Annotated in this window: 22 protein-coding genes; 12 read left to right on the forward strand and 10 right to left on the reverse strand. The window is 62.9% G+C overall.

The window, feature by feature from the left end; all coding sequences use genetic code 11:
• Positions 1-51: 51 nt before the first annotated feature.
• Positions 52-2,502, reverse strand: a complete 2,451-nt coding sequence (locus tag ACMGG8_RS01770; RefSeq protein ID WP_414159066.1) for a glycogen/starch/alpha-glucan phosphorylase — start codon at positions 2,500-2,502, stop codon at positions 52-54.
• A 266-nt stretch (positions 2,503-2,768) separates the two neighbouring features.
• Here ACMGG8_RS01770 and ACMGG8_RS01775 point away from each other — a divergent pair, with 266 nt between their 5' ends.
• Entirely contained in the window at positions 2,769-3,212 is a 444-nt protein-coding gene (locus ACMGG8_RS01775; protein WP_173655882.1) for a YkgJ family cysteine cluster protein, read from the forward strand.
• A 275-nt stretch (positions 3,213-3,487) separates the two neighbouring features.
• Here ACMGG8_RS01775 and typA read toward each other — a convergent pair whose 3' ends face one another.
• Together typA and thiI are read right to left on the reverse strand one after the other, a co-directional pair.
• Positions 3,488-5,308: a translational GTPase TypA gene (gene typA / locus ACMGG8_RS01780; RefSeq protein ID WP_060837115.1), complete on the reverse strand. Its 1,821-nt coding sequence runs from the start codon at positions 5,306-5,308 to the stop codon at positions 3,488-3,490.
• A 139-nt stretch (positions 5,309-5,447) separates the two neighbouring features.
• Positions 5,448-6,902, reverse strand: a complete 1,455-nt coding sequence (gene thiI, locus ACMGG8_RS01785) for a tRNA uracil 4-sulfurtransferase ThiI (protein WP_060837114.1) — start codon at positions 6,900-6,902, stop codon at positions 5,448-5,450.
• A 332-nt stretch (positions 6,903-7,234) separates the two neighbouring features.
• On the opposite strand from thiI, the gene glnA reads away from it, so the two are divergent.
• The 3 genes from glnA to ACMGG8_RS01800 all read left to right on the forward strand — a co-directional run bounded on the left by glnA (position 7,235) and on the right by ACMGG8_RS01800 (position 9,758).
• Complete coding sequence (gene glnA / locus ACMGG8_RS01790; protein WP_016965623.1) at positions 7,235-8,641, forward strand: glutamate--ammonia ligase; 1,407 nt, start codon at positions 7,235-7,237, stop codon at positions 8,639-8,641.
• Between the two features lie 136 nt (positions 8,642-8,777).
• Positions 8,778-9,332, forward strand: coding sequence for a chorismate mutase (locus tag ACMGG8_RS01795; RefSeq protein ID WP_414159067.1), 555 nt, complete (start codon positions 8,778-8,780; stop codon positions 9,330-9,332).
• Between the two features lie 75 nt (positions 9,333-9,407).
• Positions 9,408-9,758 carry a hypothetical protein gene (locus ACMGG8_RS01800; protein WP_414159068.1) on the forward strand — a complete coding sequence of 117 codons (351 nt, stop codon included), beginning with the start codon at positions 9,408-9,410 and terminating at the stop codon, positions 9,756-9,758.
• Between the two features lie 19 nt (positions 9,759-9,777).
• Here the strand turns inward: ACMGG8_RS01800 and ACMGG8_RS01805 are convergent, their stop codons facing one another.
• Positions 9,778-10,872 (reverse strand): bifunctional transcriptional activator/DNA repair enzyme AdaA, encoded by a 1,095-nt coding sequence (locus tag ACMGG8_RS01805; protein ID WP_414159069.1) that lies wholly within the window; start codon positions 10,870-10,872, stop codon positions 9,778-9,780.
• A gap of 363 nt (positions 10,873-11,235) precedes the next feature.
• Between ACMGG8_RS01805 and glnL the strand changes: the two genes are divergently transcribed.
• Both glnL and ntrC read left to right on the forward strand, forming a co-directional pair.
• Positions 11,236-12,321 carry a nitrogen regulation protein NR(II) gene (gene glnL / locus ACMGG8_RS01810; protein ID WP_060837111.1) on the forward strand — a complete coding sequence of 362 codons (1,086 nt, stop codon included), beginning with the start codon at positions 11,236-11,238 and terminating at the stop codon, positions 12,319-12,321.
• Positions 12,318-13,754, forward strand: a complete 1,437-nt coding sequence (gene ntrC / locus ACMGG8_RS01815; protein WP_016963311.1) for a nitrogen regulation protein NR(I) — start codon at positions 12,318-12,320, stop codon at positions 13,752-13,754. Before glnL ends, ntrC begins: the two co-directional genes overlap by 4 nt.
• Positions 13,755-14,611: 857 nt before the next feature.
• Here ntrC and ACMGG8_RS01820 read toward each other — a convergent pair.
• On the reverse strand, positions 14,612-15,052 hold the full coding sequence (locus ACMGG8_RS01820; RefSeq protein WP_108545880.1) for a hypothetical protein: 441 nt from the start codon (positions 15,050-15,052) through the stop codon (positions 14,612-14,614).
• On the opposite strand from ACMGG8_RS01820, the gene trmL reads away from it, so the two are divergent.
• Positions 15,051-15,506 (forward strand): tRNA (uridine(34)/cytosine(34)/5-carboxymethylaminomethyluridine(34)-2'-O)-methyltransferase TrmL, encoded by a 456-nt coding sequence (gene trmL, locus ACMGG8_RS01825; RefSeq protein WP_016963309.1) that lies wholly within the window; start codon positions 15,051-15,053, stop codon positions 15,504-15,506. The genes ACMGG8_RS01820 and trmL overlap by 2 nt on opposite strands.
• 184 nt (positions 15,507-15,690) lie before the next feature.
• On the opposite strand, the gene secB is transcribed toward trmL, so the two are convergent.
• The 3 genes from secB to ACMGG8_RS01840 are packed head-to-tail and all read right to left on the reverse strand — an operon-like array spanning position 15,691 to position 16,883.
• Positions 15,691-16,173, reverse strand: a complete 483-nt coding sequence (secB, locus tag ACMGG8_RS01830; protein WP_016963308.1) for a protein-export chaperone SecB — start codon at positions 16,171-16,173, stop codon at positions 15,691-15,693.
• A 42-nt stretch (positions 16,174-16,215) separates the two neighbouring features.
• Positions 16,216-16,470: a glutaredoxin 3 gene (gene grxC, locus ACMGG8_RS01835; RefSeq protein WP_060837109.1), complete on the reverse strand. Its 255-nt coding sequence runs from the start codon at positions 16,468-16,470 to the stop codon at positions 16,216-16,218.
• Positions 16,470-16,883 carry a rhodanese-like domain-containing protein gene (locus ACMGG8_RS01840; RefSeq protein ID WP_060837108.1) on the reverse strand — a complete coding sequence of 138 codons (414 nt, stop codon included), beginning with the start codon at positions 16,881-16,883 and terminating at the stop codon, positions 16,470-16,472. The genes grxC and ACMGG8_RS01840 overlap by 1 nt, the downstream gene beginning before the upstream one ends.
• 165 nt (positions 16,884-17,048) lie before the next feature.
• Between ACMGG8_RS01840 and gpmI the strand changes: the two genes are divergently transcribed.
• From gpmI to ACMGG8_RS01865, 5 genes are all read left to right on the forward strand, one after another.
• Positions 17,049-18,590: a 2,3-bisphosphoglycerate-independent phosphoglycerate mutase gene (gpmI, locus tag ACMGG8_RS01845; protein WP_060842225.1), complete on the forward strand. Its 1,542-nt coding sequence runs from the start codon at positions 17,049-17,051 to the stop codon at positions 18,588-18,590.
• Between the two features lie 183 nt (positions 18,591-18,773).
• Positions 18,774-19,694, forward strand: a complete 921-nt coding sequence (locus ACMGG8_RS01850; RefSeq protein WP_414159070.1) for a DUF1460 domain-containing protein — start codon at positions 18,774-18,776, stop codon at positions 19,692-19,694.
• A 162-nt stretch (positions 19,695-19,856) separates the two neighbouring features.
• Positions 19,857-21,143 (forward strand): murein hydrolase activator EnvC family protein, encoded by a 1,287-nt coding sequence (locus tag ACMGG8_RS01855; RefSeq protein WP_060837105.1) that lies wholly within the window; start codon positions 19,857-19,859, stop codon positions 21,141-21,143.
• Between the two features lie 31 nt (positions 21,144-21,174).
• The gene (locus ACMGG8_RS01860) at positions 21,175-22,485 is read left to right on the forward strand and encodes a S41 family peptidase (protein WP_016963303.1); all 1,311 of its coding nucleotides are present in this window, start codon (positions 21,175-21,177) and stop codon (positions 22,483-22,485) included.
• Between the two features lie 116 nt (positions 22,486-22,601).
• Positions 22,602-23,408, forward strand: coding sequence for a divergent polysaccharide deacetylase family protein (locus ACMGG8_RS01865; RefSeq protein ID WP_108545877.1), 807 nt, complete (start codon positions 22,602-22,604; stop codon positions 23,406-23,408).
• Between the two features lie 78 nt (positions 23,409-23,486).
• Here ACMGG8_RS01865 and ACMGG8_RS01870 read toward each other — a convergent pair whose 3' ends face one another.
• Together ACMGG8_RS01870 and hisF are read right to left on the reverse strand one after the other, a co-directional pair.
• Positions 23,487-24,242: a substrate-binding periplasmic protein gene (locus ACMGG8_RS01870; RefSeq protein WP_414159071.1), complete on the reverse strand. Its 756-nt coding sequence runs from the start codon at positions 24,240-24,242 to the stop codon at positions 23,487-23,489.
• Between the two features lie 63 nt (positions 24,243-24,305).
• Positions 24,306-25,076 carry an imidazole glycerol phosphate synthase subunit HisF gene (hisF, locus tag ACMGG8_RS01875; RefSeq protein ID WP_060837102.1) on the reverse strand — a complete coding sequence of 257 codons (771 nt, stop codon included), beginning with the start codon at positions 25,074-25,076 and terminating at the stop codon, positions 24,306-24,308.
• Positions 25,077-25,094: the final 18 nt, after the last annotated feature.

Here is a 25,094-nt window from a genome sequence, read left to right on the forward strand (position 1 = left end):
GCCCAACAAACGTTGGGCCTTGTGCACAGTTCGAACATTTTCCCGGCCCCCTCAGTCCAGGGCCTTCCAGATCTCCGTGGCGTATTCGCGGATAGTCCGGTCCGAAGAGAACCAGCCCATGCGCGCAGTGTTGAGCACCGCCGAACGCCACCATTGCGCGGAGTTGTGCCAGCACGCTTCGACCCGGGCCTGGGCGTCCCAGTAGGCGTCGAAATCGGCGCAGACCAGGAACCGGTCATAGTCGATCAGCGAATCGATCAGCCCGGTGTAGCGCGACGGATCGTCCGGGGAGAACACCCCGCCGCGAATCGCCTGCAGTACATCGTTGAGCCGATGCGAGGCGGCGATGTCCGGCACCGCGCTGAATTCGCCATTGCGCTTGCGCGCCTCAACCTGCTGGGCACTGAGGCCGAAGATGAACATGTGCTCGGCACCGACCTGCTCGCACATCTCGACGTTGGCGCCGTCCAGGGTGCCGATGGTCAGGGCGCCGTTGAGGCCGAATTTCATGTTGCTGGTGCCCGAAGCCTCGAAGCCGGCGGTGGAAATCTGCTCCGACAGGTCGGCGGCGGGAATGATGCTTTCCGCCAGGCTGACGTTGTAGTTGGGCAGGAACACCACCTTGAGCAAACCGCGCACGGTCGGATCGCTGTTCACCGTGCGGGCGATGTCGTTGGTCAGCTTGATGATCAGTTTGGCCTGGTGATAGCTGGCCGCCGCCTTGCCGGCGAAGATCTTCACCCGAGGCACCCAGTCGGTTTCCGGCTCGGCGCGGATCGCCTGATACAGCGCCACGGTGTGCAGCAGGTTGAGCAACTGGCGCTTGTACTCGTGGATGCGCTTGACCTGCACATCGAACAGCGCCGCCGGGTTGATCGCGATCCCCAGGCGCTCGTGGATGAGCGCGGCCAGGGCGCGCTTGCTGTGCAGGCGCTGCTCGGCGAACTGCTTGCGAAACGCCGGCTTCTCGGCAAAGGGCTCCAGCCCCAGCAGCAACTGCTCGGGGTTGTCCAGCAGCCCGGGGCCCAGGGCGTCCACCAGCATGTCGGTGAGGGGCGGGTTGGCCTGGTACAGCCAGCGGCGAAAGGTGATGCCGTTGGTCTTGTTGTTGATCCGCTCGGGGTAGAGCTTGTGCAGCTCGGAAAACACCGTGCTGCGCATCAGCTGGGTGTGCAGGCCGGACACGCCATTGACGCTGTGGGAGCCGAGGAACGCCAGGTTGCCCATGCGCACCCGGCGGCCGTTGTCCTCCTCGATCAGCGACACCGCCCGCAGCACATCGAAATCGTGCAGGCCCTTGGCCCGCAAGGCATCGATGTGCTGGGCGTTGATCAGGTAGATGATCTGCATGTGCCGCGGCAGCATGCGCTCCATCAGCCCCACCGGCCAGGTTTCCAGGGCCTCGGGCAGCAGGGTGTGGTTGGTGTAGGCCAGGGTGTCCACGGTGATCTGCCACGCCGCGTCCCAGGCGATGCCGTGCAGGTCCACCAATTGGCGCATCAGCTCGGCCACGGCGATCGACGGGTGGGTGTCATTGAGCTGGATCGCCGCGTGCTCGCCAAGGCTGAGCACCGAGTCGTGCATGTTCTTGTGACGCCGCAGCAGGTCCTGCAGCGACGCCGAGACAAAGAAGTACTCCTGGCGCAGGCGCAGTTCCTGGCCGGCCTCGGTGCTGTCAGCCGGGTACAGCACCCGGGAGATGCTTTCGGCCCGGGCCACTTCCGCCACCGCGCCCAAGTGGTCGCCGGCGTTGAAACGCTCCAGGTGCAGGTCTTCCATGGCCCGGGCCCGCCACAGGCGCAGGGTGTTGACGCTGGCCCCGCGCCAACCCACCACCGGGGTGTCGTAGGCCACCGCACGCACCGTCTCCGCCGGCCACCAGACCTGGCGCGTGTTGCCCGTCTCGTCGGTCACGCTGTCGACGCTGCCGCCAAAGCCGATGGAGTAGATCACCTCGGGGCGCTCGAACTCCCAGGGGTTGCCGAAATCCAGCCAGTGCTCGGTCTGCTCCTGCTGCCAGCCGTCGACGATCGCCTGGCGGAACAGGCCGTGCTCGTAACGAATGCCGTAGCCGTGACCGGCCAGGCCCAGGGTCGACATGCTTTCCATGAAGCACGCCGCCAGGCGCCCCAGGCCACCATTGCCCAGGGCCGCATCGGGCTCCAGCAGGCGGATGCGCTCCAGGTCCACCCCCAGATCGGTCAGAGCCTCGCGGGCCACGTCCAGCAGGCCGAGATTGCTCAGGCTGTCGAACAGCAGCCGGCCGATCAGGAACTCCAGGGACAGGTAGTACACCCGCTTCTGGCCCTTGCGGTACATCTGCCGCGTGTGATCCATCCAGTGGTCGACCATGTGGTCCCGCGCGGCCAGGGCAATGGCCTCGAACCAGTCGTGGTCGAAGGCGTGGTCCGGATCTTTGCCGACCGCGTAGGTGAGTTTGGTCAAGACGGCTTCGCGAAAAGCGGCCACCTCAGCGTCACGAGCTAGGGGTTCCTGAGTCATCGATACGACCTCTGACGAGATACACAGTGAGCATGGAATGGTCTGAGCCTAGTCGGTCTGACACGAGGCGAAGGCTCTGGTTCGGCGCTGCTGCAAATGGCTCGGCTCAAGGGGGGAGTCTTCGGCGCCTGCGGGAAAAAAGATGCAGATGCCGTGCCGCCAGGCATAAATCCGACGACCATTAAGAAAAATCCGACCCAAAGTCGTTCAAAAATCCACCAGTCCCGGTATGATCGCGCGCCCTGGAACATGCCGGAAAAACCACCTTGATGAAGTCCAACCTGATCGCCGCCGCGGAAATCGATCGTCTCGATACCTGGGCCAAATACTCCGCGCCCATGTGCGGTTCCTGCATGTCCAGCTGCTGCACCCTGCCGGTGGAAGTGAAGATCAAGGACCTGATCCGCATCGGCATCGTCGATGAATTCGAGCGCGGCGAGCCGGCGAAGAACATCGCCAAGCGCCTGCAGAAAGAAGGCATCGTCGAGCGCTACAACCAGAAATCGGAAATCTTCACGCTGCAGCGCATGAGCAACAACGATTGCCTGTATCTGGATCGTAAAAGCCGCCTGTGCACCATTTATGACAAGCGCCCGGACACCTGCCGCAACCATCCGAAGATCGGCCCGCGTCCGGGCTACTGCGCCTACAAGCCCAAACCCCTGGAGCGTCCGACCAACACCAGCAGTCGGACCCTGGAACGCTTCTGAGCCACCGCGCCTCACCGCTACTACCGCTACTACCGCTACTACCGCTGCTGTAGCCGCTGCCGAGCTTGCGAGGCTGCGACCGGCTGCGCAGCGGCCGTAAATCCAGGTGGCGCGTAATGCCTGAACGGCTGCGATGGCCGTCTTGCGGCTGCTGTGCAGCCGGTCGCAGCCTCGCGCTGCTTGGCAGCGGCTACATGAACAGGTTTTCTCCAGGCGCAAAAAAACGCCCCCGGTCTCGCGACCGGGGGCGTTTTCATTCAGCCGGAACTAAAGACTCAGTTCTTGGCTTTCTTGGCAGCGCGGGTACGCTCGCCTTCGTCCAGGATCTTCTTGCGCAGACGAATGGACTTAGGAGTCACTTCGCACAGCTCATCGTCCTGGATGAATTCCAGAGCCTGTTCCAGGGTGAAGCGAACAGGTGGAACCAGGGCGATGGTTTCGTCTTTGCCCGAAGCACGCATGTTGTCGAGCTTCTTGCCCTTGGTAGGGTTCACGCCCAGGTCGTTGTCGCGGCTGTTCAGGCCGACGATCTGACCGTTGTAGATTTCCTGGCCGTGCTCGACGAACAGCTTACCGCGCGCCTGCAGGGTTTCCAGGGAGTAGGTCAGGGCCTTGCCGGTTTCTACCGATACCAGTACGCCGTTCTGACGGCCGGACATGCTGCCGGACTTCATCGGAGCGTAACGGTCGAAGATCGAGGTCAGGATGCCTGCACCGTTGGTCAGGGTCAGGAACTGGTTACGGAAACCGATCAGACCACGGGCTGGAATGTTGTATTCCAGGCGTACACGGCCCTTGCCATCCGGAACCATGTTGCTCAGGTCGCCCTTACGCAGACCCATCTCTTCCATGACCTTGCCCTGGGATTCTTCAGGGATGTCGATGGTGACGTTTTCGAACGGTTCCTGCTTCACGCCATCCACTTCACGGATGATCACTTCAGGACGGCCAACGCCCATCTCGAAGCCTTCGCGACGCATGGTTTCGATCAGTACCGACAGGTGCAGCTCACCACGGCCGGAGACCTTGAACTTGTCGGCCGAGTCGCCTTCTTCAACGCGCAGGGCAACGTTGTACAGCAGCTCTTTGTCCAGACGTTCCTTGATGTTACGGGACGTCACGAACTTGCCTTCCTTACCGCAGAATGGCGAGTCGTTGACCTGGAAGGTCATGGAAACGGTCGGCTCGTCGACGGTCAGCGGCTTCATCGCTTCAACAGCGGTCGGGTCGCACAGGGTGTCGGAGATGAACAGCTCGTCGAAACCGCTGATGCAGACGATGTCGCCGGCAGCCGCTTCTTCAACGTCCACGCGGTGCAGGCCGTGGTGACCCATCAGCTTGAGGATACGACCGTTGCGGCGCTTGCCGTCGACGTCGATGGCCACAACCGGGGTGTTCGGCTTGACGCGACCGCGAGCGATACGGCCAACGCCGATCACGCCCAGGAAGCTGTTGTAGTCCAGAGCGGAGATCTGCATCTGGAACGGACCGTCACGGTCAACGCTTGGCGCTGGCACGTTGTCGACGATCGACTGGTACAGCGGGGTCATGTCTTCAGCCATTTCGCTGTGGTCCAGACCGGCAATACCGTTCAGGGCCGAGGCGTAGACGACTTTGAAGTCCAGCTGTTCTTCGGTGGCGCCCAGGTTGTCGAACAGGTCGAAGATCTGGTCCAGAACCCAGTCAGGACGCGCGCCCGGACGGTCAACCTTGTTGATCACCACGATTGGACGCAGGCCGGCTTCGAACGCCTTCTTGGTCACGAAACGGGTTTGCGGCATAGGGCCGTCTTGAGCGTCGACCAGCAGCAGCACGGAGTCGACCATGGACATGACGCGCTCAACTTCGCCGCCGAAGTCGGCGTGGCCCGGGGTGTCCACGATGTTGATGTGGTAGCCGTTCCAGTTGATGGCGGTGTTTTTCGCCAGAATGGTAATGCCGCGCTCTTTTTCCTGGTCGTTGGAGTCCATCACGCGCTCGTCGTTGAGCTCGTTGCGCTCCAGGGTGCCGGATTGACGCAGGAGTTTGTCTACCAGGGTGGTCTTACCATGGTCAACGTGGGCAATGATGGCGATGTTGCGTAGATTTTCGATCACTTGTGTATCTCGATCAGAGGATTCGGTGTGCTGACAAATGCTGGCAGCGATTAACAATAGAGTCAGGCCTGGCCGTTACAGCTGGACGGCGGCGTCGGGGGGCCGGTGACGCAAGCCACAGGCGAACATCCCCGGGCACTTAGCTCGGTCTATAAACGCGCACATTGGCATGTCCCTCACTGAGCAGATGGTGAGCATGCAGGCGACTCATGACGCCTTTGTCGCAATACAGCAGGTACTGGCGCGTAGGGTCCAGTTCCTTGAAGCGGGCATTCAATGCATAGAACGGCAGCGCTTGTACTTCGATGCCAGCAAGCTCCAGCGGGTCGTCTTCCTGGGCATCCGGGTGACGGATGTCGATGACGATCTGACCGGCCAGCGCCTCGCTGACTTCTTCAATCTGCAAATCCTGGCCCAACTCGTCGATCACCCGATCGATCGGCACCAGTTTGGCCCGCTCGATCGCACGCTCGAGCACCGCCATATCGAATTCTTTCTCTTCATGCTCGACGCGATGGCGCTTGGCATGGGTCTTGGGGTTCACCGAGATGACCCCGCAGTACTCCGGCATGTGCTTGGCGAAGTCGGCGGTGCCGATCTGTTCGGCCAGGTCGATGATGTCTTGCTTGTGGCTGGCGATCAGCGGACGCAGCACCAGCTTCTCGGTCACGCAGTCGATCACTGACAGGTTCGGCAGGGTCTGGCTGGACACCTGGGAAATCGCCTCGCCGGTCACCAGTGCATCGATGTGCAGGCGATCGGCGATGCTCGAGGCGGCACGCAACATCATACGCTTCAAAATGACGCCCATATGACTGTTGTCGACTTTGCCGAGAATTTCCCCGAGCACTTCCTCGAACGGCACGCTGACGAACAGCACGCGCTGGGAGCTGCCGTACTTCTTCCATAGGTAGTGCGCGACTTCCATCACGCCCAGTTCGTGGGCACGCCCACCCAGGTTGAAGAAGCAGAAGTGCCCCATCAGGCCGCGGCGCATGATCTGGTAGGCCGCCACTGTGGAATCGAAACCGCCGGACATCAGCACCAGGGTCTGTTCCAGGGCGCCCAGCGGGTAGCCGCCGATGCCGTTGTGCTGGCTGTGGATCACGAACAACCGTTGGTCGCGAATTTCCATCCGCACTTCGATTTCCGGCTCTTTCAGGGAGATTCCGGCGGCGCCGCACTGCCGACGCAGTTGGCTGCCGACGTACTTTTCCACGTCCATGGAGCTGAATTCATGCTTGCCGGCACGCTTGCAGCGCACGGAGAAAATCTTCCCGGGCAAGGCCTCGCCGAAGTGCTGCTTGCACTTGGCGACGATGTCGTCGAAGTCGCCCAGCGGGTATTCGTCGACCTGCAGGAAGTGCGCGATACCGGGCATGCAGCAGAGGCGGTCGGCCAGCTCCTTCAGGGCCTTGGGCTCGCTGAGGGTGGTTTCCAGCTCAAGGTTGTCCCACACACCACCGACCACCACAGCCGGGTCCAGATCGCGGAGCACGGCACGGATGTTCTTGGCCAACTGACGGATGAAACGCATCCGTACCGGGCGGCTCTTGATGGTGATTTCCGGGAAAACTTTAACGATTAGTTTCATGAAAACTGTGCGCGCTGGGCCAGCCGAAAAAGGGGGGCGCGGATTATAGCGGAAATTGCTCAAGGTTTAACCAATTAATGTGCAGAAGGTTTTCAGTGCACCAAAACAGGTCATTTATCGAGCCAGGCGCTACATTGCAGTGCGCCAGAGGCCGAAATTTAGCCGAATCCGCCGCACAAAGCCTGATTTTGGGGCAGAAAACCCATCACAGGGCACTGGCATGCAATTTGCTCCCTTGTGAGGCAGGTTGCCATGGCAGAGTATTCGCGCCGGCATCACCCACATTCTAAGGGCACTCCAACACCAAGCCCGAAGCCACCCCGGAGGACACTATGTCGAAGTCGGTTCAACTCATCAAAGATCATGACGTCAAATGGATTGATCTGCGCTTCACTGACACCAAGGGCACTCAACATCACGTGACCATGCCGGCCCGTGATGCGCTGGATGAAGACTTCTTCGAATCCGGCAAGATGTTCGACGGCTCCTCCATCGCTGGCTGGAAAGGCATCGAAGCCTCCGACATGATCCTGATGCCGGACGACGAAACCGCTGTGCTGGACCCGTTCACCGAAGAACCGACCCTGATCCTGGTCTGCGACATCATCGAACCTTCGAGCATGCAAGGTTACGACCGCGACCCACGTGCCATCGCCAAGCGCGCTGAAGAGCACCTGAAGGCCACCGGTATCGGCGACACCGTATTCGCCGGTCCAGAGCCAGAGTTCTTCATCTTCGACCAGGTGAAATTCAAGTCCGACATCTCCGGCTCCATGTTCAAGATCTACTCCGAACAAGGTTCCTGGATGTCCGACCAGGACATCGAAGGCGGCAACAAGGGCCACCGTCCAGGCGTCAAGGGCGGCTACTTCCCGGTTCCACCGTTCGACCACGACCACGAAATCCGTACCTCCATGTGCAACGCACTGGAAGAAATGGGCCTGACCGTCGAAGTTCACCACCACGAAGTGGCGACTGCCGGCCAGAACGAAATCGGCGTCAAGTTCAACACCCTGGTGAAGAAGGCCGACGAAACCCAGACCCTGAAATACGTGGTGCACAACGTGGCCGACGCCTACGGTCGCACTGCCACCTTCATGCCTAAGCCACTGTACGGTGACAACGGCTCGGGCATGCACGTGCACATGTCGATCTGGAAAGACGGCAAGAACACCTTCGCTGGCGAAGGCTATGCCGGCCTGTCCGACACCGCCCTGTACTTCATCGGCGGCATCATCAAGCACGGTAAGGCCCTGAACGGCTTCACCAACCCGGCCACCAACTCCTACAAGCGTCTGGTTCCAGGCTTCGAAGCCCCGGTGATGCTGGCCTACTCGGCACGCAACCGTTCCGCCTCGATCCGCATTCCTTACGTGTCGAGCCCTAAAGCCCGCCGTATCGAAGCCCGCTTCCCGGACCCGGCTGCCAACCCATACCTGGCCTTCGCTGCTCTGCTGATGGCCGGCCTGGACGGTATCCAGAACAAGATCCACCCTGGCGACGCTGCTGACAAAAACCTGTACGACCTGCCGCCTGAAGAGGCCAAAGAGATCCCACAAGTTTGCGGCAGCCTGAAGGAAGCCCTGGAAGAGCTGGACAAAGGTCGTGCGTTCCTGACCAAAGGCGGCGTTTTCAGCGACGACTTCATCGACGCTTACATCGCCCTGAAAAGCGAAGAAGAGATCAAGGTCCGTACCTTCGTACACCCACTGGAATACGAGCTGTACTACAGCTGCTGATCCGGTAGCGCCGGCGCAAGCCGCGTGATCAAGAGGCCTCCTTCGGGAGGCCTTTTTTATGCCCGCGCATTTGCCAGGCCCGGGGTGGTTGCGTGCATCATGGGCGCCGTCTTCCCATCAGCAGCCGAGCCCGCCCATGACTTCGCACCTCAACCTGTGCCTCGCCCTTGCCTGTAGCCTGCTCACCGGCGCAGCCTGCGCCAACGATGCCCCGCCCACCCTTGCCCCGCTGCTGCAAAGCATCGGTGAGCGCCTGAGCATTGCCGATCAGGTGGCCCTGAGCAAATGGGACAGCCACAAGGCCGTGGAGGACCGTCCGCGGGAACAGCAGGTGATTGCCGGCGCCACGGCCCAGGCCGCCACCTATCACCTGAATGAAGAAACGGTCGGGCAGTTCTTCGCCGCCCAGATCGAAGCCAACAAACTGGTGCAGTACGCCCGGCTGTCCAGCTGGCACCTGCAAGGCCAGGCACCGGACACCCCACGCCAGGACCTGGCCGGACAGATCCGCCCACAACTCGATCAGTTACAAAAACGCCTGCTGCAGCAACTGGCCGACTTCAGCCCCCATCGCGGTGATCGCCAATGCCCGCAATGGCTGGCCCAGGCCACTCAGGCCGCCAGCAGCGACCCATTGCGGCAGCTGGCAATGATCCGCGCCACCGCCGAGTTATGTGTGTTCAAAGGTTAACCGCGCCCGCGCCCAGCCTCGCGCCGCCCTATGCTGAGCCCTTCAACCGCACACCTGTGAAGGGCTGGAATCACCGTGACGCGCATCGCTGTCTTTTGCCTGCTGTGGCTAACGGCGCTGCCTGCCAGCGCAGAGCCCTACACACAACTGCGGTTGCAGGGCGTGCCGGACCACGGCGCGCTGCGAGCCAACAACGGCAGCTTCACCGTGCAGGTGGTGCTAGCGCCGGCCTTGCAGCCGCACCACCGCCTGCGCCTCTTGCTGGACGACCAGGCTTATGGAGCCCCGAGCCGGGGCCCCGAGTTGCCGCTGGTCGCTATCGGCCGTGGCCAACATCGCCTGGCGGTGCAGATCCTCGACGGCGAGCGGGTCCTGCAGCAGAGCGCGCAGATCACCTTCACCCTGCTGCGGGCCCATCGCCGTTGAGCCCACTTCAAGCGAACCGCTACAGCCCGCTCGCTGAGTGAAACAGCGCAGTGCCCATGCGGCGCTCATGCTCCAGTAGCCAGCGCTTGCGCCACAGTCCGCCACCGTCGCCGGTGAGGGCACCGTCGCTGCCGATCACCCGGTGGCAGGCAATGACGATGGCGATCTGATTGGCACCGTTGGCCCGGGCCACCGCGCGCACCGCCGACGGCGAGCCGATCCGGCTCGCCACCTCGGCATAACTGCAGGTGCTGCCCAGGGGAATGGCGCGCAGGGCCTGCCATACCGTGCGGGTGAACGGCGAGGCGTTCATCGCCAGCGGCGTGTGGAAGCCACCCGGCTCACCGGCAAAATAACGCTGCAATTCGGCCTCGATCTGGTCGATCGGAGCAAAACGCCCGAAACCTATGCTCGAACCGCTGCGCTTTTGCAGGGCCTGCAGCTCATTGGCCAGCGCCGGACGATCGAAAAACTCCAGCAGGTGCAGGACCTGGGCATCAGCCACCGCCAGCATCACGCCGATAGGGGTTTGCAGCCAGTCCACCTTGAGCAGCTCGCGCCCCCGCAGGTTCGACGGTGGCTGGCCAGCCAGACGGGAAAAGGCCCGGCGAAAGCCGCTGTCGGAATCAAAGCCGGCACTGATCTGCGCCGCGATCACCGACTCTCCGCCCGCCAGCTGCTGCATGCCCTGGCCCAAGCGCCGCAGCCGGGCCATTTCCAGAAAAGTCACCCCAAAGTAGCGCTTGAAGGCGCGACGCACGGTGGACGGATCCAGCCCCTGCCGGGTCAGATCATCTTCGTACCAGCGCCGCTCGGGATCACCGTGCAGTTGCTCCAGCAGGGTCTGCACCCAGGGTTCCTGCACCCCGGCCCGCTCCAGAGGGCGACACCGCAGACAGGCACGGAATCCCGCTTCGACACAGCCCTTGATCGAGCCGAAAAACACCGTGTTCTCACGCTTGGGCTTGCGCGCGGCACAGGTCAGGCGGCAGAACACTCCCGTACTCTTGACCCCGACGAACGCAAAGCCCTCATAGGCCGGGTCGCGGTCCAGAAGGGCCTGATACAGGGTGTCGTCATCGGGGAGCTGAAACAGCAGAGTGGCGTTTTCCATGGCCGCATCCTAAACCTTGAAGCGTCGGGTTCGAGCACTCTAAACCCGCGCCCTGCGCGCTGCCGCTGAAAAACGGGCGTTGATTCTCGCCGACTCGGGCAACCAGCCAGCGCCCTGCAGATTCATGCACTATATTGGTGCAACACCGTGCACCCACAGACCATTCCCAGCCCATTTTGGTTCGAAAATACCCGGCAAAGCTGGCAAAGCGCCACGCAAGCGGGCTTCAAACGCCTGTTTCAGGCCGCGAACGCTTCTTTTCGGAGCCTTGGTTTGGTTTTTGCATTTTCTCCACATCAGCGCTTTAACCCCGCGCGCGATCCCGGACCGGCTCCGGCTCGCCCTGCTCCAAAAGAGGTCCGAATGACCATCAGCGACCCACTGCACCGTCTGCTTCTGGACAACCTGACCACCGCCACCATTCTGCTCAACGCCGACCTGCGCCTTGAGTACATGAACCCGGCGGCGGAGATGCTCCTGGCCATCAGCGGCCAGCGCAGCCATGGGCAATTCATCAGTGAGCTGTTCACCGAGTCCGCCGAAGCCCTGAGCTCACTGCGCCAGGCGGTGGAACAGGCGCACCCCTTCACCAAGCGCGAGGCCATGCTCACCGCCCTGACCGGCCAGACCCTGACCGTCGACTACGCGGTGACGCCGATCCTCAGCAATGGCGATACCTTGCTGCTGCTGGAGGTCCACCCCCGGGACCGGCTGCTGCGCATCACCAAGGAAGAGGCCCAACTGTCCAAGCAGGAAACCAGCAAGATGCTGGTGCGCGGCCTGGCCCACGAGATCAAGAACCCCCTGGGCGGGATTCGCGGCGCCGCCCAACTGCTGGCCCGCGAGCTGCCCGAGGAAAGCCTCAAGGACTACACCAACGTCATCATCGAAGAGGCCGACCGCCTGCGAAACCTGGTGGACCGCATGCTCGGCTCGAACAAGCTGCCGTCCCTGGCGCTGACCAATATCCACGAAGTGCTGGAGCGGGTCAGTAGCCTGGTGGAAGCCGAAAGCCAGGGCTGCATCACCCTGGTGCGCGATTACGACCCGAGCATTCCCGACGTCTTGATCGACCGCGAGCAGATGATCCAGGCGGTGCTCAACATCGTGCGCAACGCCATGCAGGCCATCAGCAGCCAGAACGAAATGCGCCTGGGGCGCATCACCCTGCGCAGCCGCACCATGCGCCAGTTCACCATCGGCCATGTGCGTCATCGCCTGGTGACCAAGATCGAGATCATCGACAACGGCCCGGGCATCCCTGCCGAGCTGCAGGACACCCTCTTCTTCCCCATGGTCAGCGGCCGCCCGGACGGCACCGGGCTGGGCCTGGCCATTACCCAGAACATCATCAGCCAGCACCAGGGCCTGATCGAATGTGACAGCCATCCCGGCCACACCACCTTCTCGATCTTTCTGCCTCTGGAACAAGGAGCCCCATCGACATGAGCCGTAGTGAAACCGTGTGGATCGTCGATGACGACCGTTCTATCCGTTGGGTCCTGGAAAAAGCCCTGCAGCAGGAAGGCATGACCACCCAGAGCTTCGACAGTGCCGACGGGGTGATGAGCCGCCTGGCACGCCAGCAGCCGGACGTGATCATTTCCGACATTCGCATGCCCGGCGCCAGCGGCCTCGACCTGCTGGCGCGGATTCGCGAGCTGCACCCGCGCCTGCCGGTGATCATCATGACCGCGCATTCGGACCTGGACAGCGCGGTCGCCTCCTACCAGGGCGGGGCCTTCGAGTACCTGCCCAAGCCGTTCGACGTGGATGAGGCGGTGTCCCTGGTCAAGCGTGCCAACCAGCATGCCCAGGAGCAGCAGGGCCTGGAAGTGGCGCCGACCCTGGCCCGCACCCCGGAAATCATCGGCGAAGCGCCGGCGATGCAGGAGGTGTTCCGTGCCATCGGGCGCCTGAGCCACTCCAACATCACCGTGCTGATCAACGGCGAGTCCGGCACCGGCAAGGAATTGGTGGCCCACGCCCTGCATCGCCACAGCCCGCGGGCGGCGTCGCCGTTCATCGCCCTGAACATGGCCGCCATCCCCAAGGACCTGATGGAATCCGAGCTGTTCGGCCATGAAAAAGGCGCCTTCACCGGCGCCGCCAACCTGCGCCGCGGACGCTTCGAACAGGCCGACGGCGGCACCCTGTTCCTCGACGAGATCGGCGACATGCCGGCCGATACCCAGACCCGCCTGCTGCGGGTTCTGGCCGACGGCGAGTTCTACCGGGTCGGTGGCCACACGCCGGTCAAGGTCGATGTACGGATCATCGCCGCCACCCACCAGAACCTGGAAACCCTGGTGCACGCCGGCAAGTTCCGCGAGGACCTGTTCCACCGCCTCAACGTGATCCGCATCCATATTCCGCGCCTGTCGGACCGTCGCGAAGACATCCCGACCCTGGCCAAGCATTTCCTCAGCCGCGCCGCCCAGGAACTGGCGGTGGAACCCAAGCTGCTGAAGAACGAAACCGAGGAATACCTGAAGAACCTGCCGTGGCCGGGCAACGTGCGCCAGCTGGAGAACACCTGCCGCTGGATCACCGTCATGGCGTCGGGGCGCGAGGTGCACATCAGCGACCTGCCGCCGGAGCTGTTGAGCCTGCCCCAGGATTCGGCGCCGGTGACCAACTGGGAACAGGCCCTGCGCCAGTGGGCCGATCAGGCCCTGGCCCGCGGCCAGTCGAGCCTTTTGGACAGCGCGGTGCCGAGTTTCGAGCGGATCATGATCGAAACCGCCCTCAAGCACACCGCCGGCCGCCGCCGCGACGCCGCCGTGCTGCTGGGCTGGGGCCGCAACACCCTGACCCGCAAGATCAAGGAGTTGGGGATGAAGGTGGACGGAGGCGACGAGGACGAAAGCGAGGAAGGCTGAGCCCTCCCCCTGTGCAGGAGCTGGCTTGCCAGCGAAAAGGCCCTTGAGCCTTGCAGAGCGCTGACCGGCGCTTCGCCGGCAAGCCGGCTCCTACGACGAGGATGGGCATGCACCAGGATGGGGTGCATGCACTGGCCGAAGGCGCGATGAACCGCAATCGAGCACAGCGCGATCATTCGAGGCCTGGCCTTCAAATCTGAATATTTGCCCTTCGAAAACGCAAAAGCCCCGGAATTCGGGGCTTTCGGCTTTTTATCCAGGCAATTCATACAGGACCGGCCAAAGTTGGCACGCCCCCTGCAATACCTCCATCACTACCCAGTTTAGGGGACCTTGGTACAGGCAGGCCGGGGATTCCCCTCTTTAACACCCGGCCCACCACGCTCACAGCGACGGGCCAAGCTTTCGGGAACCTCGGTACAGGCAGGCCGGGAATTCCCTCTTTAACACCGGGCTCATCACGCGCATCGCGACGAGCCCAAGCTTTCGGGAACCTCAGTACAGGCAGGCTGGGGCTTCCCTCTTTAATACCGGGCTCATCACGCGCATCGCGACGAGCCCAAGCTTTCGGGAACCTCGGTACAGGCAGGCTGGGGCTTCCCTCTTTAATACCGGGCTCATCACGCGCATCGCGACGAGCCCAAGCTTTCGGGAACCTCAGTACAGGCAGGCTAGGGCTTCCCTCTTTAACACCGGGCCCATCACGCTTTGAGCGACGCGCCCACAACCCTTTCGGGGACCCTGGTACAGGCAGGCCGGGAATCCCCCTCTTTACACCGGGACTCATCGCCCCGACAGGCGATCAGCCCCTCCCGCTTTTGGGGGCCTTGGTACAGGCAGGCCGGGGTTTCCCTCTTTTATTCCTCCCGCAGGTGGATCGCCAGGCGCCAGCGCCCGTCCACCTGGCTGGCGCTCCACTCGCCCCGCAGCGGCCGGGCCGCCACCAGGTTCAGCAGCAAGCCCTGATCCGCCAGCCGCACCCGCCAGTTCACCGTCTTCTGATTGACCTGCAACTGACCGTTCTGCGCCCGTCCTTGCGCATCGAACAGCAAGGCGATGGTGCCATCGATATGTTCGCCGTGAACCTTGGGCTCCTGGCTGAACCAGACCACCAGGCCATCGGCCGCCACCTCGACCTGTTGCAACTCGATCGGATCGGGCTGCGTCAGTCGGCCGATCATCAGCCCCACCATCATCCCGACAATCGCCAGGGAGCCGAACACCCGCAGCATAAGCTTCGGTCGCGGGTCCTCTTCAGGCGTAGAATGCAGCCCATCTTTTTCTTCGGAGCCGTGCATGTTTCACGTCATCCTCTTTCAACCAGAAATTCCGCCGAATACCGGCAACGTTATCAGGCTGTGCGCCAACAGCGGCTGCCACCTGCATTTGATCGAGCCACTGGGTTTCGAAATGGACGACAAGCGCCTGCGCCGTGCCGGCCTCGACTATCACGAATACGCCACCCTGCAACGCCATGCCGACCTCGCCAGTTGCCTGGAAAGCCTCGGCCATCCGCGCCTGTTCGCCTTCACCACCAAGGGCTCGCGGCCCTTCCATGACGCCAGCTTCAAGGAGGGCGACGCCTTCCTGTTCGGCCCCGAGAGCCGTGGCCTGCCGGCGGACGTGCTGGACGCCCTGCCGGGCGAGCAGCGCCTGCGCCTGCCCATGCGCGAAGGCTGCCGCAGCCTGAACCTGTCCAACACCGTGGCGGTGGCGGTCTATGAAGGCTGGCGACAACTGGGCTTCAAGTAACCATTCTCTGTAGCCGCTGCCGCAGGCTGCGACAAGGCCCGAAGGGCCTTCCTGTATGCGCGATCACGGCACCCACCTCGTGGTCGATCACAGCCTGCGGCGCCGGCGCCAGGGTTTGGACAGCTGACGCCCGAGCATGAAAAAAGCGCCGTGACAGGCGCTTTTTTCGTACCACAGCCAGTACTTACTGAACGGTGTTTTCGCCGGCGGACTGCAGGCGTTGCAGTTCCTGGGCGTACAGCGCGTCGAAGTTCACCGGGGCCAGCATCAGGGCCGGGAACGAACCACGGGTCACCAGGCTGTCCAGCGCTTCGCGAGCGTAAGGGAACAGGATGTTCGGGCAGAAGGCACCCAGGGTGTGGCTCATGGAAGCTTCGTCCAGGTTCTTGATCAGGAAGATACCGGCCTGTTGCACTTCAGCGATGAAGGCCACTTCGTCGCCGTTCTTCACGGTCACGGACAGGGTCAGCACCACTTCGTGGAAGTCGGCTTCCAGGGCCTTCTGACGGGTGTTGAGGTCCAGGCCGACGCTTGGCTCCCACTGCTGACGGAAGATGGCCGGGCTTTTCGGCGCTTCGAAGGACAGGTCACGCACGTAGATGCGCTGCAGGGAGAATTGCGGTGCGCTTTCGTCTTCGGCAGCAGCAGTGTTCTGTTGGTCAGTCATCTCAGATCCTTCTTGATCTTGGGTCTAATAGGGTTAGGAGTTTCAGGCCGCCAGCAGCGCGTCGAGCTTGCCGGCGCGCTCCAGGGCAAACAAATCATCACAACCACCTACATGGGTGGCACCGATCCAGATCTGCGGCACGGACGTGCGTCCGGCTTTCTGGGCCATGTCGGCGCGCACCTGCGGCTTGCCATCGACCTTGATCTCTTCGAAGGCTACGCCTTTGCTCCCGAGCAGTTGCTTGGCCCGCGAGCAGTAAGGGCAGTAATCACTGGAGTAGACGATGACCTGGGGCATTACTTCACCAATGGCAGGTTGTCGGCTTTCCAGCTGGAAACACCGCCGGACAGTTTGGCGGCAGTGAAACCGGACTTCATCAGTTCACGGGCATGGGTGCCGGCGTGCTGGCCTTGAGCGTCCACCAGGATGATAGTCTTGGCCTTGTGCTTCTCCAGTTCGCCGACACGGGCGGCCAGCTTGTCCTGGGGAATGTTCAGCGCGCCGACGATATGGCCGGCGGCATAGTCCTTGGACGGACGGATATCGATCACTACGCCCTGCTCGCTGTTGACCAGCGCGGTCAGTTCACGGGTGCTGAGGCTGCGGCCACCGCGGCTCAATTCATGAGCGATCAACAGAGCCAGCAGGATGGCGAAGGCGCCGACGAGCAAGTAGTGTTCAGTGGCGAATTGAATCAGGTGAGCAACCATCTAAGGAGGTTCCAGGGCGTTAAAATGTCGGCCAGTATACACAGCCCTCAAGGTCGGCCAAACCCCGCCCGGCGGTGACGCCACCGGAACTTCGCTTTAAACTGCCACTCCGTTTTTCAACACCTCCTTTTTCAACACTTTCCTATCCAGCCACGAGTGGACGCCATGACTACCACGCCTAAACCTTTGGTCCTGATGATTCTGGATGGCTTCGGTCACAGCGAGAGCCACGAATCCAACGCCGTCTATGCGGCCAAGAAGCCGGTCCTGGACCGCTTGTGCGCCAGCATGCCCAACGGCCTGATCTCGGGCTCGGGCATGGACGTCGGCCTGCCGGATGGGCAGATGGGCAACTCCGAGGTGGGCCACATGAACCTGGGCGCCGGTCGCGTGGTGTATCAGGACTTCACCCGGGTGACCAAGGCCATTCGTGACGGCGAGTTCTTCGAGAACCCGACCCTGTGCGCCGCCGTGGACAAGGCCGTGGCCGCCGGCAAGGCCGTGCACATCCTCGGCCTGCTGTCGGACGGCGGCGTGCACAGTCACCAGGACCACCTGATCGCCATGGCCGAACTGGCCTTCAAGCGCGGTGCCGAGAAGATCTACCTGCACGCCTTCCTCGATGGTCGCGACACCCCGCCCAAGAGCGCCCAGTCGTTCATCGAACTGCTGGACGAAAGCTTCAAGACCCTGGGCAAGGGCCGCATCGCCAGCCTGATCGGCCGCTACTTCGCCATGGACCGTGACAATCGCTGGGACCGCGTGGCCCAGGCCTACAACCTGATCGTCGACGGCCAGGGGCAGTTCAACGCCGCCACCGCCCAGGAAGGCCTGCAAGCGGCCTACGCCCGTGAAGAGAGCGACGAGTTCGTCAAGGCCACCACCATCGGCGAGCCGGTCAAGGTCGAAGACGGCGATGCCGTGGTGTTCATGAACTTCCGTGCCGACCGGGCTCGCGAGCTGACCCGGGTCTTCGTCGAGGACGACTTCAAGGACTTCGAGCGCGCGCGCCAGCCAAAGCTGGCCGGCTTCGTCATGCTCACCCAGTACGCCGCCAGCATCCCCGCGCCGGCAGCCTTTGCTCCGGGCAGCCTGGAAAACGTGCTGGGCGACTATTTGGCGAAAAACGGCAAGACCCAGCTGCGCATCGCCGAAACCGAAAAGTACGCCCACGTGACGTTCTTCTTCTCCGGCGGCCGTGAAGAGCCGTTCCCGGGGGAGGAGCGCATCCTGATCCCGTCGCCGAAAGTCGCCACCTACGACCTGCAGCCGGAAATGAGCGCTCCGGAAGTCACCGACAAGATCGTCGACGCCATCGAGCACCAGCGCTACGACGTGATCATCGTCAACTACGCCAACGGCGACATGGTCGGCCACAGCGGCGTGTTCGCCGCCGCGGTCAAAGCCGTGGAATGCCTGGACCTGTGTGTCGGGCGCATCGTCGACGCCCTGGAAAAGGTCGGTGGCGAAGCCCTGATCACCGCGGACCACGGCAACGTCGAGCAGATGTCCGACGCCTCCACCGGTCAGGCCCACACCGCTCACACCACCGAGCCAGTGCCCTTCATCTATTACGGCAAGCGCGCCCTGAAAGTCCGCGAAGGCGGGGTGCTGGCGGATGTGGCACCGACCATGCTCAAGCTGCTGGACCTGCCTCAGCCTGAGGAAATGACCGGCACCTCGATCCTGGTCGATCCTGCGCACTGAAACTCTCAGGTCGCCGTTGCATGAAAAACGCCCGATGCAGTCCATCGGGCGTTTTTCATTGCGGCTTCGCCCCGCTCCAGGCGCGGCGCGAAGGCCCAAGCGCAAGACAGCGCCACCAGACAAACACCTGCCACTTGCTGAATAATGATTATCGTTATCAGAACTGCCCGCAGAGAGAATCCCATGAACAAGATGGCTACGCTGTTTCTAGCCTCCCTCCTGTCAGGCTGCGCAAGCCAGGTTCCTGCCCAACAGTCGCAGGCCCCCGGGGCCAGCGCCCCCGAACAGCCACACACCCGGGTGGCCATGGACCCGCTGACCGCCGGCAAATTGCGCACGCTGTTGAGCATCCAGCACCAGCAGCACGCTGCCGACATCGGGCAGATGAACGACCTCATTTCCCGGGAGTTCCTGCAGACGCCTTATGCGCCGAACAAGCTGCAGGGCTCTGCGACCCTGGCCGAAAAACTGATCGTCGACTTCAGGGGCCTGGACTGCTTTACCTACCTGGATTACGTCGAGGCATTGCGCCAGTCCCGCGACGAGGCCGGCTTCATCCACAACCTGGTGCAGATTCGCTACGTCAACGGCGACGTCAATTTCCTCAACCGCCGCCACTTCTTCACCGACTGGGCCCATGCCGGACAGCCCTTGGCCGATGACGTCACCGCCCTGCTGGGTGCCGATGCGGTGACCGTCGCCAAGCACCTCAATCAAAAGGCCGATGGCGGCCATTACCTGGCGGGGCTGCCCGTGGCCGACCGCGACATCACCTACATTCCCAGCGCGCGGATTGACCGGCATGTGCTCGGCAGCCTGCGCACCGGCGACTACATCGGCATCTACACCCCGCTCTCGGGCCTGGACGTCACCCACACCGGGCTGTTCATCAGGACCGCCCAGGGGCCTGTCCTGCGCAATGCGTCCTCGAAGCAGAACCAGCGCGTGGTGATCGACTCGCCGTTCATGGAGTACGTCCGCGATGTCCCGGGCATCGTGGTCCTGCGCGCCCGGCCAACCGACCTGGCCGATCACCCTGCATCCACCTCCCAGAGCAGCGCCCAGGCGCACCAGCATCCGCCCCACGCGCAAGCGCCTGGCTGATCGCCGCAGAAACCGCTGGCAGGCTGATAGCAAATGGCCCAATAACCGCCCGGAAAGGGCTTTTTATGACGAACGCCGCAAAGCAGTTGGCTTTGAGGCGTTTTTTTTGCCGCGATGGGCGGGCATACTAGGCCGTCCCTTTCCCTGGTGTCGCCCGCCTCTATGCTTCGCGCCCTGATTGCCCTTGCTCTGATCTGCCTGCTCCAACCGGCTTTTGCCGACGAGCGCGCGCAAACCCAACAACAGTTGGACGCCACGCGTCAGGACATTGCCGAGCTGAAGAAACTGCTGGGCAAGCTGCAGGAAGAAAAATCCGGGGTGCAGAAAGAACTGCGCGGCACCGAAACCGAGATGGGCAAGCTGGAAAAGCAGGTCGAAGCCCTGCAGAAAGAGCTGAAGAAAAGCGAAGCCGAGCTGCAGCGACTCGATGAGGAGAAAAAAAAACTCCAGAGCGCGCGCACTGAACAGCAGCGACTGATCGCCATCCAGGCCCGCGCCGCCTACCAGAACGGGCGCCAGGAATACCTCAAGCTGCTGCTCAACCAGCAGAATCCGGAAAAATTCGCCCGTACCCTGACTTACTACGACTACCTGAGCCAGGCGCGCCTGGAGCAGTTGAAGAGTTTCAACGAGACCCTGCGCCAGCTGGCCAATGTGGAAAAGGACATCTCCCTGCAGCAGGCCCAGTTGCTGGTGCAGAAGAGCAGCCTCGACACCCAGCGTGAAGAACTCGACAAGGTCCGCAAGGAGCGGCAACTGGCCCTGGCCAAGCTCAACGACGACGTGAAGGCCCGGGACGACAAGCTCAAGGCCCGCGAGCAGGACCAGGCCGACCTGGCCAAGGTGCTCAAGACCATTGAAGAAACCCTGGCCCGCCAGGCCCGCGAGGCAGAAGAAGCGCGCCAGAAAGCGCTGATCGCCCAGCAAGAAGCCGAAAAAAAGCGTTTACGTGAGGCCCAGGCCGACGCCAGCGATGCCCCGCGCAAGCCCGTCAGATCAAGCCCGGGCGCCTTGGTTTCCAGCGCCGGCCCTTCCTTCGGCGGTGCATTTGCCGCCGCCCGGGGAAAACTTCCATGGCCGGTTGATGGTCGATTGCTGGCACGCTTTGGTGAAACCCGTGGCGATGACTCCCGTTCCAAGTGGGACGGGGTGATGATCAGCGCCGCCGCCGGCAGCCAGGTACACGCCGTGCATGGTGGCCGGGTGGTGTTCGCCGACTGGCTGCGCGGCGCCGGGCTGCTGGTGATCCTCGACCATGGCAACGGCTACCTGAGTCTCTACGGGCACAACCAGACCCTGCTCAAGGAAGCCGGTGATGTGGTCAAGGCCGGAGAGTCCATCTCCACCGTGGGTAATAGTGGCGGACAGGACACTCCTGCGCTGTACTTTGCAATTCGTCAGCAGGGCCGCCCCAGCGACCCGGCACAGTGGTGCCACGCGCAAGGATAAGCGCTGCATCTAAATTAGGAGTTCGTTCGACATGCTGCATTTGTCCCGCCTTACCTCGCTGGCCCTGACGATCGCCCTGGTGATCGGAGCGCCTCTGGCGTTTGCCGCCGAAACCGCTCAATCAGCGACCGCCGCGACCACCAAGGCACCTTTGCCGCTGGAAGAACTTCGCACCTTTGCCGAGGTCATGGACCGGATCAAGGCGGCCTATGTCGAACCCGTGGATGACAAGACCCTGCTGGAGAATGCCATCAAGGGCATGCTCAGCAACCTCGACCCGCACTCGGCCTACCTGGGCCCGGAAGACTTCGCCGAACTGCAGGAAAGCACCAGCGGCGAATTCGGCGGCCTGGGCATCGAAGTGGGCGCCGAAGACGGCTTTATCAAAGTGGTGTCGCCGATCGACGACACGCCAGCGTCCAAGGCCGGCATCCAGGCCGGCGACCTGATCGTCAAGATCAACGGCCAGCCGACCCGTGGCCAGACCATGACCGAAGCCGTGGACAAGATGCGCGGCAAGATCGGCCAGAAAATCACCCTGACCCTGGTGCGCGACGGCGGCACGCCGTTCGACGTGACCCTGGCCCGCGCCACCATCCAGGTGAAGAGCGTGAAGAGCCAGTTGCTGGAGTCGGGCTACGGCTACATCCGCATCACCCAGTTCCAGGTCAAGACCGGCGAGGAAGTCTCCAAGGCCCTGGCCAAGCTGCGCAAGGACAACGGCAAGAAGCTCAACGGCATCATCCTCGACCTGCGCAACAACCCGGGCGGCGTGCTGCAGGCCGCGGTGGAAGTGGTCGACCACTTCATCACCAAGGGCCTGATCGTCTACACCAAGGGTCGCATCGCCAACTCCGAGCTGCGCTTCTCTGCCACCGGCAAGGACGAAAGCGAAGCCGTGCCGATGGTGGTGCTGATCAACGGCGGCAGCGCCTCGGCTTCGGAAATCGTCGCCGGCGCCCTGCAGGACCAGAAACGCGCGGTGCTGATGGGCACCACCAGCTTCGGCAAGGGCTCGGTGCAGACCGTGCTGCCGCTGAACAACGACCGCGCGCTGAAGATCACCACCGCGCTGTACTTCACCCCCAACGGCCGCTCGATCCAGGCCCAGGGCATCGTTCCGGACATCGAAGTGCGCCGCGCCAAGATCACCAGCGAGGCCCAGGACGGCGAGTACTTCAAGGAAGCCGACCTGCAGGGTCACCTGGGCAATGGCAACGGCGGCGCCGACAAGCCGAGCGGTTCGACCAGCAAGGCCAAACCGATGCCACAGGATGACGACTACCAGCTGGCCCAGGCCCTGAGCCTGCTCAAGGGGCTGAGCATCACCCGCGGCAAGTGATTGAACCCTTCGCCGGCAAGCCGGCTCCTACAGGAGCCGGCTTGTGTAGGAGCTGGCTCGCCAGCGAAGCGCCCGCCAGGGCGCCCATTCCCCTATAAGGCTTGATCCCGCCCCCCATGATTTCCCACCGCCCATCCCTGTTCCGCCCGCTCTGGGCCCCGCTGCTGGCCCTGCTGTGCCTCTTCACTGCTGCGACCCACGCTGCCGAACCGGCACCTGCGGCACCCAAGGCCTACCTGAGCCTGATCATCGACGACCTCGGGCAGAACCTGCCCCGCGACCGCCGCGTGCTGGCCCTGCCCGGCCCGGTGACCACGGCGATCATGCCCGACACGCCCCACGCCGCCGAGTTCGCCCGCGAAGCTCACCGGGCCGGCAAGATCGTCATCCTGCACATGCCCATGGACCCGGCCACCGGCCCCTTCGCCTGGCACCCCGAGCTGCCCATCGAAGAGCTGCAAAAGCGCCTGGAGGCTGCCTTCCAGGCCGTGCCCTACACCAGCGGCATCAACAACCACATGGGCAGCCGCATGACCGCCCAGCCCCAGGCCATGGCCTGGCTGATGGCCGACTTGCAGCGACGCCACAAATTCTTCGTCGACAGCCGCACCAGCGCCCAGACGGTCGCCGCCGCCGAAGCGCAGAAGATCGGTCTGGCCAGCGTTTCCCGGGATGTGTTCCTGGACGACGAACGGACGGAGGCGGCGATCAGCCAACAGTTGCAGACAGCCATCAAACTGGCGCGCAAACAGGGTTCGGCGGTGATGATCGGCCACCCTTATCCACAGACCCTGGCCGTGCTCGAACGCGAACTGCCCACGCTCAAGGCCCAGGGCATCGAGTGGATCGATATCAAGTCGATGATCAGCCTGCGCAGCAACGAAGCGATGGCCGGGCACGGCAAGAACGGCAAGTACAGATAGGACAGCCGCAAGCCTCAAGCTGCAAGCCAAAGCGCCGCCGACCTGCTGTGACTTGTAGCTTGCGGCTTGCGGCTGCTTCTAGAGATAACGCCCCATGATTTCCTCCACCAGCCCTTCTTCGCGCATCGCATCCAGGGCTGCCTGGAGCTTGGCCACCACGTCATCGGACACGTCCTTGTTCAGGGCCAGGTACAGCTCGGCGCTGTTGAAGCGCAGCACGGTCTTGAGGCCGGTGATGCCTTCCTGCTTGGCCAGGTAACGTCCCGCCGGATCGCCGGTGGCCCAGAGATCGATCTGCCCCGCCACCAGCTTTTTGGCGTTGTCCTGGTCCCGCAGCACCACCTGGGGCGCCAGGCCCTGCTTGGCCAGGGTCTGGGCAATGGCATCGCCCTTGTAGGCGCCGATCTTGTAGCTGCGTGCCTGCTCCAGGGATTCGAGGGTGATCTTGCTGCCGGCCTTGGCCAGCATGATCCAGTCGTCCGGGCCGATGGGGCCGACCCACTTGAACAGCGGCTCGCGCTCCGGCAGCCGGGCCATGACGAACACGCCATAGCCCGGCTGTTCCTGGGCCATCTTGTAGATGCGCTCCCAGGGGAAACGCAGGGTCAGGCTGTAATTGATCCCGGCGCGCTTGAACATTTCGCGGACGATATCCACGGCGATGCCGTCGATGTTCTCGCCTTGCGCGAAGTTCTTGCCGTTCTTGGCCATGTTGTAGGGGGGGAAGTTTTCCGTCAGCAGCACCAGGGCGGTGTCGGCAGTTTCAGCGGCGCGGGCCAGAGTGCTCAGGAGCAGGGTCGCGCTGGCGACAACCACAAGAAGACGTTTGAACATGACGGGATACCAGAATCCATGGCGTGCTCAAGAGTGCCGCGAGCACGCCATGCTGTCCAGTGGCTATCGCACCACGATCCCGCGCTGCGCCATGTAGGCCTTGGCCTCGGGAACCGTGTATTCGCCGAAGTGGAAAATGCTCGCCGCCAGCACCGCGCTGGCGTGGCCTTCGATGATGCCGTCGGCCAGATGCTGGAGGTTGCCGACGCCGCCGGAGGCGATGACCGGGATTCCCAGGGCATCGCTGATGGCCCGGGTCACGCCCAGGTCAAAGCCGTTTTTCATGCCGTCCTGATCCATGCTGGTGAGCAGGATCTCGCCGGCGCCCAGGCCTTCCATCTTCTTCGCCCACTCCACCGCGTCCAGACCGGTGGGCTTGCGCCCGCCATGGGTGAAGATTTCCCAGCGCGGGGGTTCGCCCGGGCCGGAGACCTTCTTCGCGTCGATGGCGACCACGATGCATTGCGAGCCGAAATGCTGCGCCGCTTCACCGACAAACTCGGGGTTGAACACCGCCGCGGTGTTGATCGAAACCTTGTCCGCGCCGGCATTGAGCAGGTTGCGGATGTCCTGCACGGTGCGCACGCCACCGCCCACGGTCAGCGGGATGAACACCTGGCTGGCCATGCGCTCGACGGTATGCAAGGTGGTATCACGGCCGTCGACGCTGGCGGTGATGTCGAGGAAGGTGATTTCGTCGGCACCCTGCTCATCGTAGCGACGGGCGATTTCCACCGGGTCGCCGGCGTCGCGGATGTTCTCGAACTTGACGCCCTTGACCACCCGGCCGTTGTCCACGTCCAGGCAAGGGATGATGCGTTTGGCTAAGGCCATGGGCTTAATCTCCGATGA

Source organism: Pseudomonas sp. BNK-45 (assembly GCF_047456255.1).
In the GTDB taxonomy this organism is placed as follows: Bacteria; Pseudomonadota; Gammaproteobacteria; order Pseudomonadales; family Pseudomonadaceae; genus Aquipseudomonas.